Source organism: Acidisoma cellulosilyticum (assembly GCF_020621385.1).
GTDB classification, from domain to species: domain Bacteria; phylum Pseudomonadota; class Alphaproteobacteria; order Acetobacterales; family Acetobacteraceae; genus Acidisoma; species Acidisoma cellulosilyticum.
The window spans coordinates 170,445-184,448 of sequence record NZ_JAESVA010000008.1 but is presented as its reverse complement, the minus strand read 5'-3'; the positions used below and the strand labels follow the sequence as shown (position 1 = coordinate 184,448).

General features: G+C 61.6%; 7 protein-coding genes. 6 read left to right on the top strand and 1 reads right to left on the bottom strand.

All coding sequences use genetic code 11. The annotated features are described in order from the left end of the window. Nucleotides 1-48 precede the first annotated feature (48 nt). Nucleotides 49-3,078, top strand: a complete 3,030-nt coding sequence (locus ACELLULO517_RS20810; RefSeq protein WP_227309339.1) for a glycosyltransferase — start codon at nucleotides 49-51, stop codon at nucleotides 3,076-3,078. A 228-nt stretch (nucleotides 3,079-3,306) separates the two neighbouring features. Here the strand turns inward: ACELLULO517_RS20810 and ACELLULO517_RS20805 are convergent, their stop codons facing one another. Further along, on the bottom strand, nucleotides 3,307-4,512 hold the full coding sequence (locus ACELLULO517_RS20805; RefSeq protein WP_227309338.1) for a Fic family protein: 1,206 nt from the start codon (nucleotides 4,510-4,512) through the stop codon (nucleotides 3,307-3,309). 500 nt (nucleotides 4,513-5,012) lie between these two features. Here ACELLULO517_RS20805 and ACELLULO517_RS20800 point away from each other — a divergent pair, with 500 nt between their 5' ends. The 5 genes from ACELLULO517_RS20800 (at nucleotide 5,013) to melA (ending at nucleotide 13,701) form a co-directional block, all read left to right on the top strand. After that, nucleotides 5,013-6,368: an autotransporter strand-loop-strand O-heptosyltransferase gene (locus ACELLULO517_RS20800; protein WP_227309337.1), complete on the top strand. Its 1,356-nt coding sequence runs from the start codon at nucleotides 5,013-5,015 to the stop codon at nucleotides 6,366-6,368. 38 nt (nucleotides 6,369-6,406) lie between these two features. After that, nucleotides 6,407-10,216 (top strand): Hint domain-containing protein, encoded by a 3,810-nt coding sequence (locus tag ACELLULO517_RS20795; protein ID WP_227309336.1) that lies wholly within the window; start codon nucleotides 6,407-6,409, stop codon nucleotides 10,214-10,216. A gap of 91 nt (nucleotides 10,217-10,307) precedes the next feature. Then, nucleotides 10,308-11,531 (top strand): autotransporter strand-loop-strand O-heptosyltransferase, encoded by a 1,224-nt coding sequence (locus tag ACELLULO517_RS20790; protein WP_227309335.1) that lies wholly within the window; start codon nucleotides 10,308-10,310, stop codon nucleotides 11,529-11,531. Nucleotide 11,532: 1 nt separating this feature from the next. After that, entirely contained in the window at nucleotides 11,533-11,898 is a 366-nt protein-coding gene (locus ACELLULO517_RS20785; protein ID WP_227309334.1) for a helix-turn-helix domain-containing protein, read from the top strand. 84 nt (nucleotides 11,899-11,982) lie between these two features. Beyond that, complete coding sequence (gene melA / locus ACELLULO517_RS20780; protein ID WP_319796444.1) at nucleotides 11,983-13,701, top strand: alpha-glucosidase/alpha-galactosidase; 1,719 nt, start codon at nucleotides 11,983-11,985, stop codon at nucleotides 13,699-13,701. Nucleotides 13,702-14,004 lie beyond the last annotated feature (303 nt).

Below are 14,004 nucleotides of genomic sequence, written 5' to 3'. Positions count from 1 at the left end.
GAATGCTGGCGACGGCGCTTATCCCCCGGCTTTTGCGAAGGCGATATCATGACGGTCCTTCTCAAACTGGATTTTCAGGACCCGAAGGCGCGCAAAATGGAAGCGGACCGCTTGCCGGCCTGGGCCGTTTTCAATGCCGCCTGGTATAAAACGCGCTATCCCGATGCGCTGGCCCAGATGCGCGAGATCGGGTTGACCGACCCCGAGGTGTTTTATCACAATTACGGCGCGCGGCTTGGTCACTCGCCGAACATGTATTTTGACGAGGTCTATTATCTGCGGACCTACCGGGACGTCGCGACGCATGGGCGACGCGGCACCTTCCGCTCCGGCTTCGACCATTACCGCCAGCACGGATATCGCAAACTCTCCCCCCATTGGCTATTCTCGGGGGATTTCTATCGCAAGGCCAATCCGGATGTGACGCCGAGCCTATTGGCCAGCCTGGAACTGGCCAATAGCTATGACCATTACATCAGCTTCGGCGATCGCGATTACCGCAGCGGGCATTGGCTTTTCGACGCCACGCTTTACCGGGACAATAAGCCTGAGCAGGACCGGTCCGATCGCGGGGTCGGCGGTTCCTTCGCGCAGTTTCTGGCAGGCGGCTGCCAGGCCGGCAGTCACGCGATGCTGTCCTGGTATTTCGATCCGGTCTGGTATTTGAAAGCCCATCCGCAGGCCGAGGCCGCCATTGCCGCCCGGCACTATAGCTGCGCGCTGGAGCATTTCCTGTGCAATCCGACGCCCCAGCATTTTCAACCGCATGAGTGGTTTTCAGGCAACTTCTACGGCGAGACTTATCCGGACATGAGGGCCGCCGCCGCGGAGGGCAACTTCCGGGGCCTTTACGAGCATTTCGTGCGCCACGGCGCGGTCGAGCGGCGCAACCCGCATCCCGAGCTGGACCTGAAGCTTTATGCCCAGACGCCGTCGGCGCAAGGGGATCTGGCGCTGGGCCTGTTCCGCGATCCCTTCGCGCATTTCGTCGCGCGCGGCGGCCTGGCCGCACCGGCATTGCCGCCCGAGCCCGTCGATGAAGACCAGACCAAGCAGATTTTCCTGCGCGCGGCAGCCGCGATGATGCCGCAACTGGCCCGCAATCCGCTCGATTTCAGCTTGCCGGACGGCGCGCCGCCGGCTTTCAGCGTCATCATGGTGCTGCATAACCAGTTCACGCTGACCATGGCGGCGCTTGCCTCGCTGCGGGGAAATTTCCCGGGCCCGGTCGAGCTGATCCTGGTCGATTCCGGCTCCCGCGATGACACGCGCGGCATCGAGGACGCGATCATCGGCGCCAAGTTGATCCGCTTCCGCTACAATGCCGGCTTCGTCGAGGCCTGCAATGCGGCCATCCCGCATGTGACGGCGCCGGCCGTTCTGTTTCTGAACAATGATCTGATGCTGGCGCCCAATGCCTGCCGACAGGCCTTGGCCCGCCTGCTGAGCGACCCTGGCATTGGCGCGGTGGGCGGAAAAATCATCCGCACCAACGGCTTGCTGCAGGAGGCCGGGTGTCTGGTCTGGCGCAACGGCTATGGCGTCGGCTATCTGCGCAACGAAGACCCGAACCTGCCGGAAGCGAATTTCGTCCGCGACGTCGATTACTGCTCCGGCGCCTTTCTGATGATGCGCACCGATGCCGTCCGTCAGCTCGGCGGTTTCGATGACGACTACCGGCCCGCCTATTACGAGGATGCGGATCTTTGCCTGCGGCTGCGCAAGGCGGGCTATCGGGTCCTGTACGATCCGGCGGTCATGATCCAGCATCTGGAATTCGGGTCCGGCAGCACGGCCGGGTCTATGCAGATGATGCGGCGCAATCACAAGATTTTCGTGACCAAGCATCAGGACTATTTGCGCTATCAGCACCCGCCGCAGCCGCGCAATCTGGCCCGCGCGCGGCTGGCCCGTCCGCCATTGACCGATCAGGGTCAGGCGGCGGTCCGGCCTTTGCGCATTCTCTTCGTCGAGGACCGCGTGCCGCTGCGCAAGCTCGGTTCGGGCTATGTCCGGTCCAATGATATCGTCACCGTCATGGCGGCGGCCGGCCATACGGTGAGCGTCTATCCCATGGTCAAGCGGCATGACGGCCTGATCGACCTCTACCGCGACATGCCGGACAATGTCGAAGTCCTGCATGACCGCGCCTTGGCCGATTTCGGCAAGTTCATCAAGGACCGCCCCAGTTATTACGACATCGTTTGGATCGGGCGGACGCATAACCTCAACCAGCTTTTGCCGGCTTTGATCGATGTCGCCGATTGCCTGCCCGATCAGGGTTTCGTGCTGGATACGGAAGCGGTCGCGGCCAGCCGCACGGCGGCGCAGGATCGCGTGCTGGGCCGCGCGCCGGCCGAGCGTTTCGAGCGAGCTCTGGAGAGCGAGCTTGCCTGCGCCTATTATTGTCAGGCGATCGTCGCGGTGAATGAGGCGGACGCTCAGCTGGTGCGTCAGGCCGGGTTCCGCAATGTCTCCGTCCTCGGCCATAGGGCGCAGCCGCGGCCGACCGCCTCGTCCTGGGCGCAGCGCCGCGATCTGCTGTTCCTCGGCGCCATCCACCAGAAAGACGCGCCCAATTATGACAGCGTCGCGTGGTTCCTGGCCGAAATCCTGCCCTTGCTCACGGACCGCCTATTGCCTGACCTGCGCATTACCATCGCGGGGTATCTGCGGGAGGGTCTTGATCTGTCGGCCTTCGCCGAACACCCCAATGTCGATCTCATCGGCCCGATCAATGACCTGGCCCCGCTCTATGACCGCCACAGGGTCTTTGTGGCGCCCACACGCTTTGCCGGTGGGATTCCCTACAAGGTCCATGAAGCCGCCGCCCACGGCCTTCCTGTGGTCGCGACGGACCTGCTGTGCCGGCAGCTTGGCTGGACGGACAGGGTTGAGATCATGAATGGCGGGGACAGCGACGCAGCGCGCTTCGCGCAGGCGGTCGCAGCACTTTATCAGGATGCCGGTCTGTGGCAGACCGTCCGGGCCGGTGCCAGCCTGCGGTTGCAGCAGGATTGCGACGCCGAGGCCTATGCGGCGCAGATCGACGCCATCCTGCGCAGCGTGCTGCCTTAGAGTCTGTCAGGTTTTAATAGATAATTTGTCATCCGCGCACTTGTTGCGCGGACTACGCGCCCCGGACCTACCCGCCGCGGCGCCCAGCCGGCCGATTGCTTGCTCCGCCGGGTAGATGCGCGGGTCGGGGTGCGGCCGGCCAGGCCCGCGCACGACAGATTCAGTGGCGGTTCCAACTAAACCTGACGGACTCTAGACTTTGTTTAATTTTGACGGAAAGCGCTTCCGTCAGGCTGAGACGCGCCGATCGCCGATATCGGCGTTGTGCGCGGACAAGTCCTCCTCCAGCACCGCGACGACGCCCGGCGCGATAAAGGTCCGGTTGCGGCGATTGTCATGCAGGGGGCGTATGATGCCACGCTCGGTCAAGGCTGAGATCGCGTTATTCGCGGTCTGGAAGGACATGCTGTGATCCCGTTGAACCGTCTGCACGGTGAAGACGGGGCAATTCAACAGCGTATTGATGATCCGGTGCGCGGCCGAATCAGACCGCATGTCTTGCGTCTGTTCCGCCCAGGATTGTCTCAGCCGGCGCAATCCTGAGGTGATCGCCATCATTTCCTTGATCGACTCACGATAGCCGTCCAGGAAAAATTCCAGCCAATTCGCCCAATTGCCGCTAAGCTGTTGATCGAACAGCGCATCGAAATAAGCCTGATGGTATCTGTGTAGAAAATTGCTGACCAGAATAGGCGGCATGCCCTCGGCCGCCGCCATCATCGGGATCAGAATGCGCATCAGCAAATCCGACCCCAGGATATTGAAAGGCTGGATGGCTTTCACCTGGGCAGCGACCAGCGCTATTCTGATCACAATCGGCATGGACGCGGTGCGGCCGGGGCCGGGCGCCAGAAACGCGATCAGCTCACCCATGCATTTCTGGATATAGTCCGGCGGCGGCGGCACCACGCGCGCCATCTTGATCCGATGGCCCTTGATCCAGGTCTGTTTGGTACGAAACTCTCCGGCCGGCGCAAGGTCGGCCAGGCCTTGTGCGCAGATTGCATGAATCTTCAGCAGATTATCGAGCGTGAAGACATCGCGGCCCTGCTGCCGGGCCAGACGCACGGCGTGGTCCAGCGCATTGCGGAAGGCAATGGGCAGCTTGAGATTGCCGCGCGTTTGGCTGGAATCCTGCGGTGCGAAACGTTCCACTAAGACATCCGTCAGCGACACATCGGCCAGATTCACTTGCCCGCTGATGGAAACCTCGCGGCAGAACAAAAGATCTAGATGAGTTTGAAAGGTTGCCGGGTCATGCAGCTCCGACGCATAGGTACCGAGCGAGAAGGTCGCGGATTCTACCAGATTCATAACGCCGGTGATGTCCAATCGGTCGGGTAGCGACGGCGGGACAAGGGCGATGAGATCGGGATAGCCGGCGGCCGGGACGGTGTAGCGACGCTGCGGTAGAGACAGATCAGCGACGCGCATACAGGACTGTCCGCATGAATTGGTTTCCTGGAATAGGATACTAGCCGGATAGGCTAATACCACGGATAGTGAGTGATAAGTCAATCACCTGCAACATCTTTATTACCAGTTCTGCTTTATGTTCCGAACGCATGACAGTGGTTCCCTTCTGTTACAAAAAGAAACGCATCCCTGGCGGATTGTCTGATCCCGCTTGACAAAATTGCCGAGGTTTATGCCCGGAAAAACTGCATGCTTGGCCAGGGTTCACGCCTTAACTGCATGGCAGCCCAGGCATTAGGCCGATAGGTCTAGTCTCAGGCCCGGACTCGACCCCGGCCGAAAGGCCAGGAGATAAGTTTGAGCGGAATAGCTTCCTGTTATACTAACTGCTCAAAAACACATAATTAAGATATCGAAAAGCTGCCTTCGCGCTTGTTAGTGGTTGCCGAACAAACATTGTCGGTCAGGTCGTTACGACTCTGATAGATGGGCTGAGAGGGCTGTGTTGTTATCCGGCCATGGATCAACACGCTTCCCCTGATGGGCTTGTCGCGACCGAGAACGAGACCTTATCCGAGGTCGGCCCGGTTACGTCTGTCGGCCCGGTTACGTCTAAAGTGCCTCAGCCGGCCGCGCCTCAGCCGGCCGCGCCTAAGCCGACCGCGCCGGCGGCATCCGAACCCGCCAAGTCGACCCCAACCTCATCCTTCCCGCCCGTCCCGTCGGTGCCGACGCAGCAGGGGCCGAACGGCATAAGCTTCGATTTCAATGAGGGTTGCCGCATCAGGGTGCCGGACGACCAGAATTATACCGTCCGCTTCCGCGACCTCGATAGCGGCAATATCCTGTACCAAAACGCCATCCGCAACGCCACGATCCAAAGTACCAAACGGTACTATGTCCGCTTCGGCATCGAGATAGAGAGCGCGGACGGCACCGTCAAGTTCAGGCACGACCATGATTTGCGGGACCGCGACGTGCTGGTGGCGCTGCCGGTGGGCACGCTGGGGGACCCCATCGCCTGGTTCCCCTATGCCGTCAAGTTCCAGGAAAAGCACGGGTGCAAGCTCACGGTCATGATGGGCGCGCTGATCATCCCGCTGTTCCGCGATGCCTATCCGACCATCACCTTCGCGACCCGGGATGAGGTCGATACCACACGGTTTTATGCCAGCTACTATCTTGGCCTGTTTTTCGACGATACCGAATGTCAGTGGCAGCCGACCGATTTCCGCCATGTCGGCCTGCATAAGACGGCCGCCTATATATTAGGTGTGGACCCGGCCGAGCATAAGCCGCTGATGCTATTGCCGGATGACAGCCGCCCGATCGCCGAGCCCTATATCTGCATCGCGGTCCAGGCCAGCACCCATGCCAAGAAATGGAACAATCCGCATGGCTGGGCCGATATCATCGGCCGCCTCAAAAAACGCGGCTATCGGGTGGTCTGTATCGACCGCGAAGCGGTTCATGGCACGGGTATCGTCTGGACCCATTTGCCGCACGGCGCCGAGGACCAGACCGGCGCGCGTCCGCTGGCGGAGCGTGCGCGTTGGCTGCGCCATGCGGCGGGTTTCATCGGCGTCTCCTCCGGCCTGGCCTGGCTGGCCTGGCTGGCCGATTGCCCGGTGGTGATGATCTCGGGCTTCACCCACCCGACGAACGAATTCGAAACTGCGGGTCGTGTCATCAACTGGCACGCCTGCAATTCCTGCTGGAACGATGTGCGGCATCGCTTCAAGCATGACGACTACTTCTGGTGCCCGCGCCACAAGGACGGTGACCGCCAGTATGAGTGTTCACGCCTGATCACGGCTGATCAGGTCATGGCTGCCTGGGATAAGTTGCCCGTCGCGCATGGGGCAATGGCTTAGCTCTCCTTTCTTAACGTTCAGTTGAAGGATGACGCCTTATGGCGACGACCAGTAGTATCACCAATACCTCCGTCACGGGGCTGACCGTCGTCAGCGCCGAAACCCTGACCGTGGTTTCCACCGGCGCTGTCATCAATACGACAGTCGATAGCGGCGGCAGCCTGAATATCTCCTCCGGCGGCGTCGGCAGCGCCACCACGATCCTGTCCGGCGGGTATGAGCGCGTTTTCGCGCATGGCACCAGCATCGACACCGTCGCCAGTTCCGGCGGCCATGAATATGTGTCGAGCGGCGGCACCTCCATCAGCGCCACCATCATCGGCGGCAACCTGGGCGACACGGCCGGTCCGCAGACCGATGATCTGACGCCGGGTACGGGCGGCGGGCTTGTCGTTTATTCCGGCGGTGACGCTATCGATACCGTGCTGACCGGCACCGGCATCACCACCATTGCCGCTATCGTCGAAGCCGGCGGCAGCATGAGCGGCGGCACGCTGAAAGACGTCCGTATCGACGTCAACGACAATGGTATTGTGAGCAATACCGTCATGAGCGCCGGCGGCTATCTCGTGCTCAACGGCTCGTCCTTCGGCGATGTGCTGAGCGCGGGCGGCACCGAAATTGTTGACCTTTTTGGCATGGCGAGCGGCACCACCGTCTTGTCCGGCGGGTCGCTGCGCCTTGTCTCCGGCGGCACGACCAGCGGGGCGATCATCTCCTCCGGCGGCACGGAACTCAACAGTTCGGGTTCCACGACCCTGAACACGACTGTCGATTTCGGCGGCACTCTGCTTGTGCTGGCGGGTGCCCTGAACAGCAATACGGTCGTCAGCTCCGGCGGCACGGAACTCATCAGCTCGGGCGATGGCGGCGCGTATAATGTCGACGTGCTGACGGGCGGCACCGCCATTGCCTATGCGGGCGCCGTTATTCACACCTCCGCCGTCACCACCAGCGCCATCCTGTCCGGCGGGCAGGAAAATACCGCTGCCGGCGGGACCTCCTTGGACGTCACGGTCAAGGCCGGCGGCATCGAATATGACGGCCTGATCAATTCCTTCGCCGGCGGTACCTCGATCGACGATATTATCGACGACGGGCATCTTTATGTCGAAGGCACCGCCGCGCGCGCCTCCGGCACGCTCATCGAGTCGGGCGCCAATGCCATCATTTCGGATGGCGGCGTGCTGAGCGGCGCGACGGTCCTTTCAAGCATTATCTACGTCGTCAACAGCGGCAATATCGGTTCATCGGTCAACGATTTCATCGGGTCCGGCGCGACGGAATGGGATGGTGAAACCAACGTTTACTCCGACGGCCTATCCCTCAACGATATCGTCAGCGGTGGTGAGATCATTGTCGAAGGCGGGGCCGTATCCGCAGGCGCCAGCGGCACGATTCTCGAAGCCCATGGCATTGCCCTCCTCGCCGGCGGCGGCAAAATGACGGGGGCGACCCTCAGCTCCGGCGGCACGCTCATCGTGTCCGAGATCAGCTCCACCGGCGGCTATGCCCTCAGCACCACGGTCTCGGCCGGTGGTGTCTTGTATGACGATCACGAATTTGGCAGCGCATCGGCCACGGTGGTCGATTCGGGCGGCACCAACTTCGTCTATAATGATGGTATCGATTACAATGCCACCGTCTCCGCCGGCGGCTTGATGGAGGTCACTGACGCTTTCGGCGATCCGCGCGGTGTCGCTTATAACACTAAGGTTATGAGCGGCGGCACGGGCATCGTATCGGGAGGATACGAACTCGCTTCCGGGGTCGGTCAGGTCGAAAGCGGCATGATCGTCCTAAACGCTGCGCTGAGCCTTACGACCACCACGGTCGGCGGGTTGACGGAATATGCGTTTGCCGCCGTTGACAGTGGTGGCCTGGTCGTGTCTTCCGGGGCAACCGCGGCGGACAATCTTTTCTCCGGCAATGCTGGCCCGAATGCGGTCGCGGCGCTGGTCATAAGCGGCGCCACATCGCTGAGCAATACGATCATCAACAACCGTATGCTGGTCGATCACGGCGGCGTCACCAGTGGTGACACCATCGGGCTTCATGGCATCCTAGAGGACGGATTGGCGGGGACGTTCTACGGCGGCACCTCGATCAACGATACCGTCAGCGGCGGCACATTGACGATCGAAGCCGAAGCCACCGGTTCCGGCACGATTGTTGAAGTGGGCGGCACCGCGATCGTCTGGAATAACTCGACCGACACCGGTGCGATCGTCAGAGTTGGCGGCACGCTGGAAATTTCCGGGACGGGCAGCGCGATCAGCACGGTTATTTCCGCGGGCGGCAAGGAAATTGTCACCTCCGGCGGTTCGGCGGTGTCCAATACCGTCAGTGCCGGCGGCACCGAGCTTATCAGCTCGGGCGGCAAGGCGGTGAACACCGTCATCTCCCTCGGCGGCACGGGAATCGTCAGTTCCGGCGGCCTGCTCAGCGGCATTACCGATGTCTATTCCGGCGGCACGCTGGTTGACTATGCGACCGTCGCGGTCACGGGTGCTTCGCTCGCCCTGGGCGATGCCACGGGTGGTGCTACCCTTGTCGTCAGCGGTTCCCCCGCGGTCGACGTCACCAGCATCGTTTCCGGCGACAATATCCTGTTCAACAATATCGGCTATACCGGTGTGCTGGTCACCGGCAGCGGCACCGAAACGCTGGGCAACGGCATTACGGTCACCGAAACCGCGGGCGCCGTGACGATCAAGGACGGTTCGATCACCGATACCGTCGATATCGCGGGCATTACCCAATACGGCTGGACCATCACCACTGAAAACGGCGTGCTGGACTTCGAGATCTGCTTCGCCGAAGGCAGCATGATCGCGACGCCGAACGGCGAAACGGCGGTGGAAGACCTCGCCATCGGCGATATGGTGACGACGCTGAACGGTGAAAAGCCCATCGTCTGGGTCGGCCATCGCTCGGTTGATCTGACCAAGCTGCGCAATGCCGAAAGCGCCCGCCTGGTGCGTATCCGCAAGGATGCTTTCGCCACCAATGTGCCGCATCGTGACCTGCTGGTGACGCAGGAACATTGCCTTCATGTCGATGGCGGGTTGATCCCGGCGCGCATGCTGGTGAATGACCGCAGCATCATCATCGACCGCACGATCAACGCCTATACCTACTACCATGTGGAGTTGGAGCAGCACGCCATTCTGCTCGCGGAAGGGCTGGAGACGGAAAGCTACCTCGATACCGGCAACCGCCCGAACTTCGCCAATGCCGAAACCACCGCGCTGCAGCCGGACCTTTCGGTCAATGCGACGCATAAAAGCTGGGCGACGGATGCGGCCGCGCCGCTGATGACCCAGCGCCATGTCGTGGAAGCGGTTTGGCGCAAGATGGAAGCCCGCGCCATCGATCAGGGTATCGCCGCCGTCACGGCGCCGGTGACACTGACCGAGGAGCCGGGGCTGCGTCTGGCGACGGATAAGGGGATGGAAATCCGTCCGCTGCGCAGCCAGGCCGGGCGCTATACCTTCGCGGTGCCGGCCGGTGCGACCGGGCTGCGCCTGCTCTCCCGCGCGTCGCGTCCCTCGGACGTGGTCGGGCCCTTCGTCGACGATCGCCGCATGCTGGGTGTGATGGTCGGTGAAGTCGCGATCTGGGATCTGCGCAAGCGGGTCCTGGCCAGCCAGCATCTGGAAGCGGGCGAATTGTCGGGTTGGTTCGACAGCAACAGCACGTCCAGCCGCTGGACCAATGGCAACGCGGCGCTGCCGATTGCCGTCGGTGACAAGCCGGTTCTCGTGGAAATCGAAATCCGCGCCGCCGGTCCCTATCTGCTGGCCGATGACAATGCGATCACGGCCGCTGAACGCTTGACGGCTTGATCCTTCCTCTGCCTAACTGAAGGTCGGTGCCCCGGAAGGGGCGCCGGCCTTTGGCGTTTTTAGATGGGCCGCTGGCCGTCGGATGTAGCAGATGAATCATATAGCGCCGATGACACAGACAAGCTTGCGCCTGGCGGGCAATGCGCAGGTGGCGGTGCCGGAACTGCCGACCCAGATCGGCCCCCATGGCATCCGTTTCGATTTCAACGAAGGCTGCCGGGTATTGTTGCCGGAGACAGGCCTGCGTGTGGAGCTGCACGACCTCGACACGCATTCCTTGTTGTTTAATCAAATTGGAACCGCCGGCGGCATGGTCGTCAGTTCCAAGAAATACTTCATCCGCTTCGGCATCAAGGTCTGGCGCGGCGATGAATTGATCTTCGCGCATAATTACGATGCGGCGGATCGGCCGGTTCTGGCGCGGATGGAAGTGGGGGGCCTGGGCGACCAGATCGCCTGGATCGGCCATGCGGCGGCATTCGCCGCGCAGCATCGCTGCCGGCTGACCTGCGTGGTCAAGCGGCCGGTCATTGCCTTGTTCCAGGACGCTTATCCGCATCTGCGCTTCGTGACGGTGGATGAGGTCGACGCCAACGGCTTCTATGCGACCTACAAGCTGTTCATATTCTATAACGACCATAATAATGACTGGCAGCCGACCGATTACCGCCAGACCGGGCTTTGCCGCACGGCGGCCTATATGCTGGGTCTGCCGGTCGAGGAGAAGCGACCCGCGATCGTCAGCGACAGCGGCGGCCCGCCGATCACGGAACCCTATGTCGTGATCGCGACCCAGGCCACGACGCAGAACAAATACTGGAATAACCCGCATGGCTGGCGCGAGCTGGTAGTTTTTTTGAAGAGTGCGGGCTATCGGGTTGTCTGTATCGATCTTGAGCGTACCAATGGCCGGGGCATGGTTTGGAACCATATGCCGCATGGCGTCGAGGATCAGACCGGCAACAGACCTTTGACGGAGCGGGTGCGCTGGTTGCGCCATGCGGCCTTTTTCGTGGGTCTGTCCAGCGGCCTGTCCTGGCTGGCCTGGGCCGCGCATTGCCCTGTCGTTCTGATCAGCGGCTTCACCCATCCGATCAATGAATTTTATACGCCTTATCGCGTCATCAACTACAATGTCTGCAATAGCTGCTCGAACGATATCCGCCTGCAGCTGGACCCGAGCGATTTTCTGTGGTGTCCGCGCCATAAGGACACCGCCCGCATGTTCGAATGCGGCAAGTCGATCTCTGTGGGACAAGTCAAGGCGATGATTCGCACCATTCCCCATTTCCTGGGCAATGGCGGCACGGTCTGACATGCATGGGTCTTCCGGGCATAAGCCGCGCGGCGCGGAAGACAGTATCGGGCGGCTGCTCGGCACCTTGCGGCATCAAAGCGGGCTGACGCAGAAGGATTTCGCGGCCGCCCTTGGCGTCGGTCGCAGCCTTGTCGCGCGGTGGGAGACGGATCGCGGCGGCGAGACCGCCTATTTGCCCCGCATCGCCGAATTGCTGGGCGTGTCGCCGGAAGTCTTCCTTAACCGCATGGTCTCGCAGACCACGACGGAAACGGTGACGATTGACGAGGCGGAGCTTATTCAGATCTACCGCACCTTGAGCATCAGCGATCGTGTTACCGCTTTGCGCCATTTCCGCGAATTGCGGGATCGGGCCGGGTCCTGATCCCGCAAGGTCAGCGTCAGGGTCAGCGCCACTGTCATCCTGTCTTCGGTCAGGCCTCTGCCCTCCATAACCTGGATCGCGCCCATGAATGACCTGCCTGCTCCGCCCAAGGTACCAGATACAGCACCGGTCAAGATGCAGATGAAAGCCGTGATCGATCACTTCGGCTTTCCCGCATTGGTAGGGGGTTGGGCGGTCAAGCGGGTAGACGGTGTACTGGCGGCCGATCTGCGGATAGAGGCGCTGCGGGGCGACAAGGTCATCGCCAGCGCCGCGCCCCAGGCGCCGCGCCGGGACGTGACGCAGGATGACGCGCATCCGGCGGGCTTCGTGCTGGATTGCTACGGCCTGGCCGATGTCGCGGAATTTCTGGACGGCAGCGTCACCTTCCGCGTCATCGACGCGGCGGGGCAAAGCGCCGGCATCGCGATCTGGGACAAGACGCGCGCGATCATGCAGGTGGAGTCTCAGCGGCCCGGCTGGCGCGGCCCGCCGAAGCCGCAGCTTGGCCCCAAGATCACCTTCATCGGTGCGGGCAGCACGGTTTTCGCGAAGAACCTGCTCGGCGATATTCTGCTGCAGCCTGCGCTGCAGGACAGCCGCATCTTCCTGTACGATATCGATGCCGAGCGGCTGTTCACCTCCCAGATCGTGGCGCATCGCATCTGCGATACTTTGGGCGCCACGGCTGGTGTGACGGCGACGCTGGACCTGGAGGAAGCGCTGGACGGCGCCCAATACGTCATCAGCATGATCCAGGTCGGCGGCTATCGTCCCTGCACGGTCACGGATTTCGATCTGCCCAAGACCTTCGGCCTGCGCCAGACCATTGCCGATACGCTGGGTATCGGCGGCATCATGCGTGCGCTGCGCACCATTCCCGTGCAGCTTGACATGGTGCGGGCGATGGAGCGGCTTTGCCCGGATGCGCTGCATCTGAACTACGCCAACCCGATGGCGATGAATTGCTGGGCGCTGACGCGCGCCAGCCCCATCCGCACGATCGGGCTTTGTCACAGCGTGCCGCATACCCTGGCCGAACTGGCGCAGGATATCGGCGTGCCGGTGGAGCGGATCGATTATCTGGTCGCCGGCATCAACCACATGGCCTTCTATCTGAAACTGCAGGCGGAGGGCGAGGATCTTTATCCCCGCCTGCATCAGGTGATCGCGCAAGGCCGTGTGCCGGCGCATAACCGCGTGCGATACGACATGCTGACGCGGCTTGGCTATTTCGTGACGGAGTCGAGCGAGCATTTCGCGGAATACGTGCCTTGGTTCATCAAACAGGGTCAGGCGGATCTGATCGCGAAATACAATATTCCCTTGGACGAATATCCGCGGCGCTGCGAAAGCCAGATCGCGGAATGGCAGCATCTGTCGACGGTTTTGACTGATCCCGATATTCCGCTTAAGGTGACGCAAAGTATCGAATACGGCGCGCATATCATCAACGCGATGCAGACCGGCGTGCCGACCTTGGTCTATGCCAATGTTCCGAATACCGGGCTGATCACGAACCTGCCCGAGGGCTGCTGTGTCGAGGTTCCTTGTCTGATCGACGGCAATGGCGTGCAGCCGGTCGCGGTCGGTGCCCTGCCGCCGCAATTGGCGGCCCTGATGCAGACCAATATCAATGTCCAGGCGCTGACCGTGGAGGCAGCGCTGACCGGCAAGCGGGAGCATATCTATCACGCCGCGATGCTGGACCCGCATACGGCGGCGGAGCTCAATCTCGATCAGATCTGGCAACTGGTCGATGCAATGTTGATCGCGCATCAGGATTGGCTGCCGCGCGTCTGACGTCAGCGCTCTGCCGCGGTTTGGGCTGCGGTGGGCTGCTCTCACGGCGGTCTGACAGTTTTAGCTGCGGTTTTGTCCCAAGGACGCCGGTTTTATTCCAGACCGGTCATGCCCCCAGCCATATGATCATCGTCAATCAGGCGTTTTTTGCATGGCTAAGGGCAATCCTTTCATGCCAGGGGCGTATTGCCGAGGTTGCGATGTTTTGTGAGACGTCAGGGTGTCGATGAAGGCCAAGGAGCGATATTCTCGGGTGAAGGACAAGCGGCCGGGCCTTCGCTTGTCGGATTCCACAGGCTAGTC

Coding starts and splice junctions, on each gene's coding strand:
- ACELLULO517_RS20800 (WP_227309337.1), top strand. CDS start 5,013: ATGGATCAACACGCTTCCCCTGATGGGCTTGTCGCGACCGAGAACGAG.
- ACELLULO517_RS20810 (WP_227309339.1), top strand. CDS start 49: ATGACGGTCCTTCTCAAACTGGATTTTCAGGACCCGAAGGCGCGCAAA.
- ACELLULO517_RS20785 (WP_227309334.1), top strand. CDS start 11,533: ATGCATGGGTCTTCCGGGCATAAGCCGCGCGGCGCGGAAGACAGTATC.
- melA (WP_319796444.1), top strand. CDS start 11,983: ATGAATGACCTGCCTGCTCCGCCCAAGGTACCAGATACAGCACCGGTC.
- ACELLULO517_RS20795 (WP_227309336.1), top strand. CDS start 6,407: ATGGCGACGACCAGTAGTATCACCAATACCTCCGTCACGGGGCTGACC.
- ACELLULO517_RS20805 (WP_227309338.1), bottom strand. CDS start 4,512: ATGCGCGTCGCTGATCTGTCTCTACCGCAGCGTCGCTACACCGTCCCG.
- ACELLULO517_RS20790 (WP_227309335.1), top strand. CDS start 10,308: ATGAATCATATAGCGCCGATGACACAGACAAGCTTGCGCCTGGCGGGC.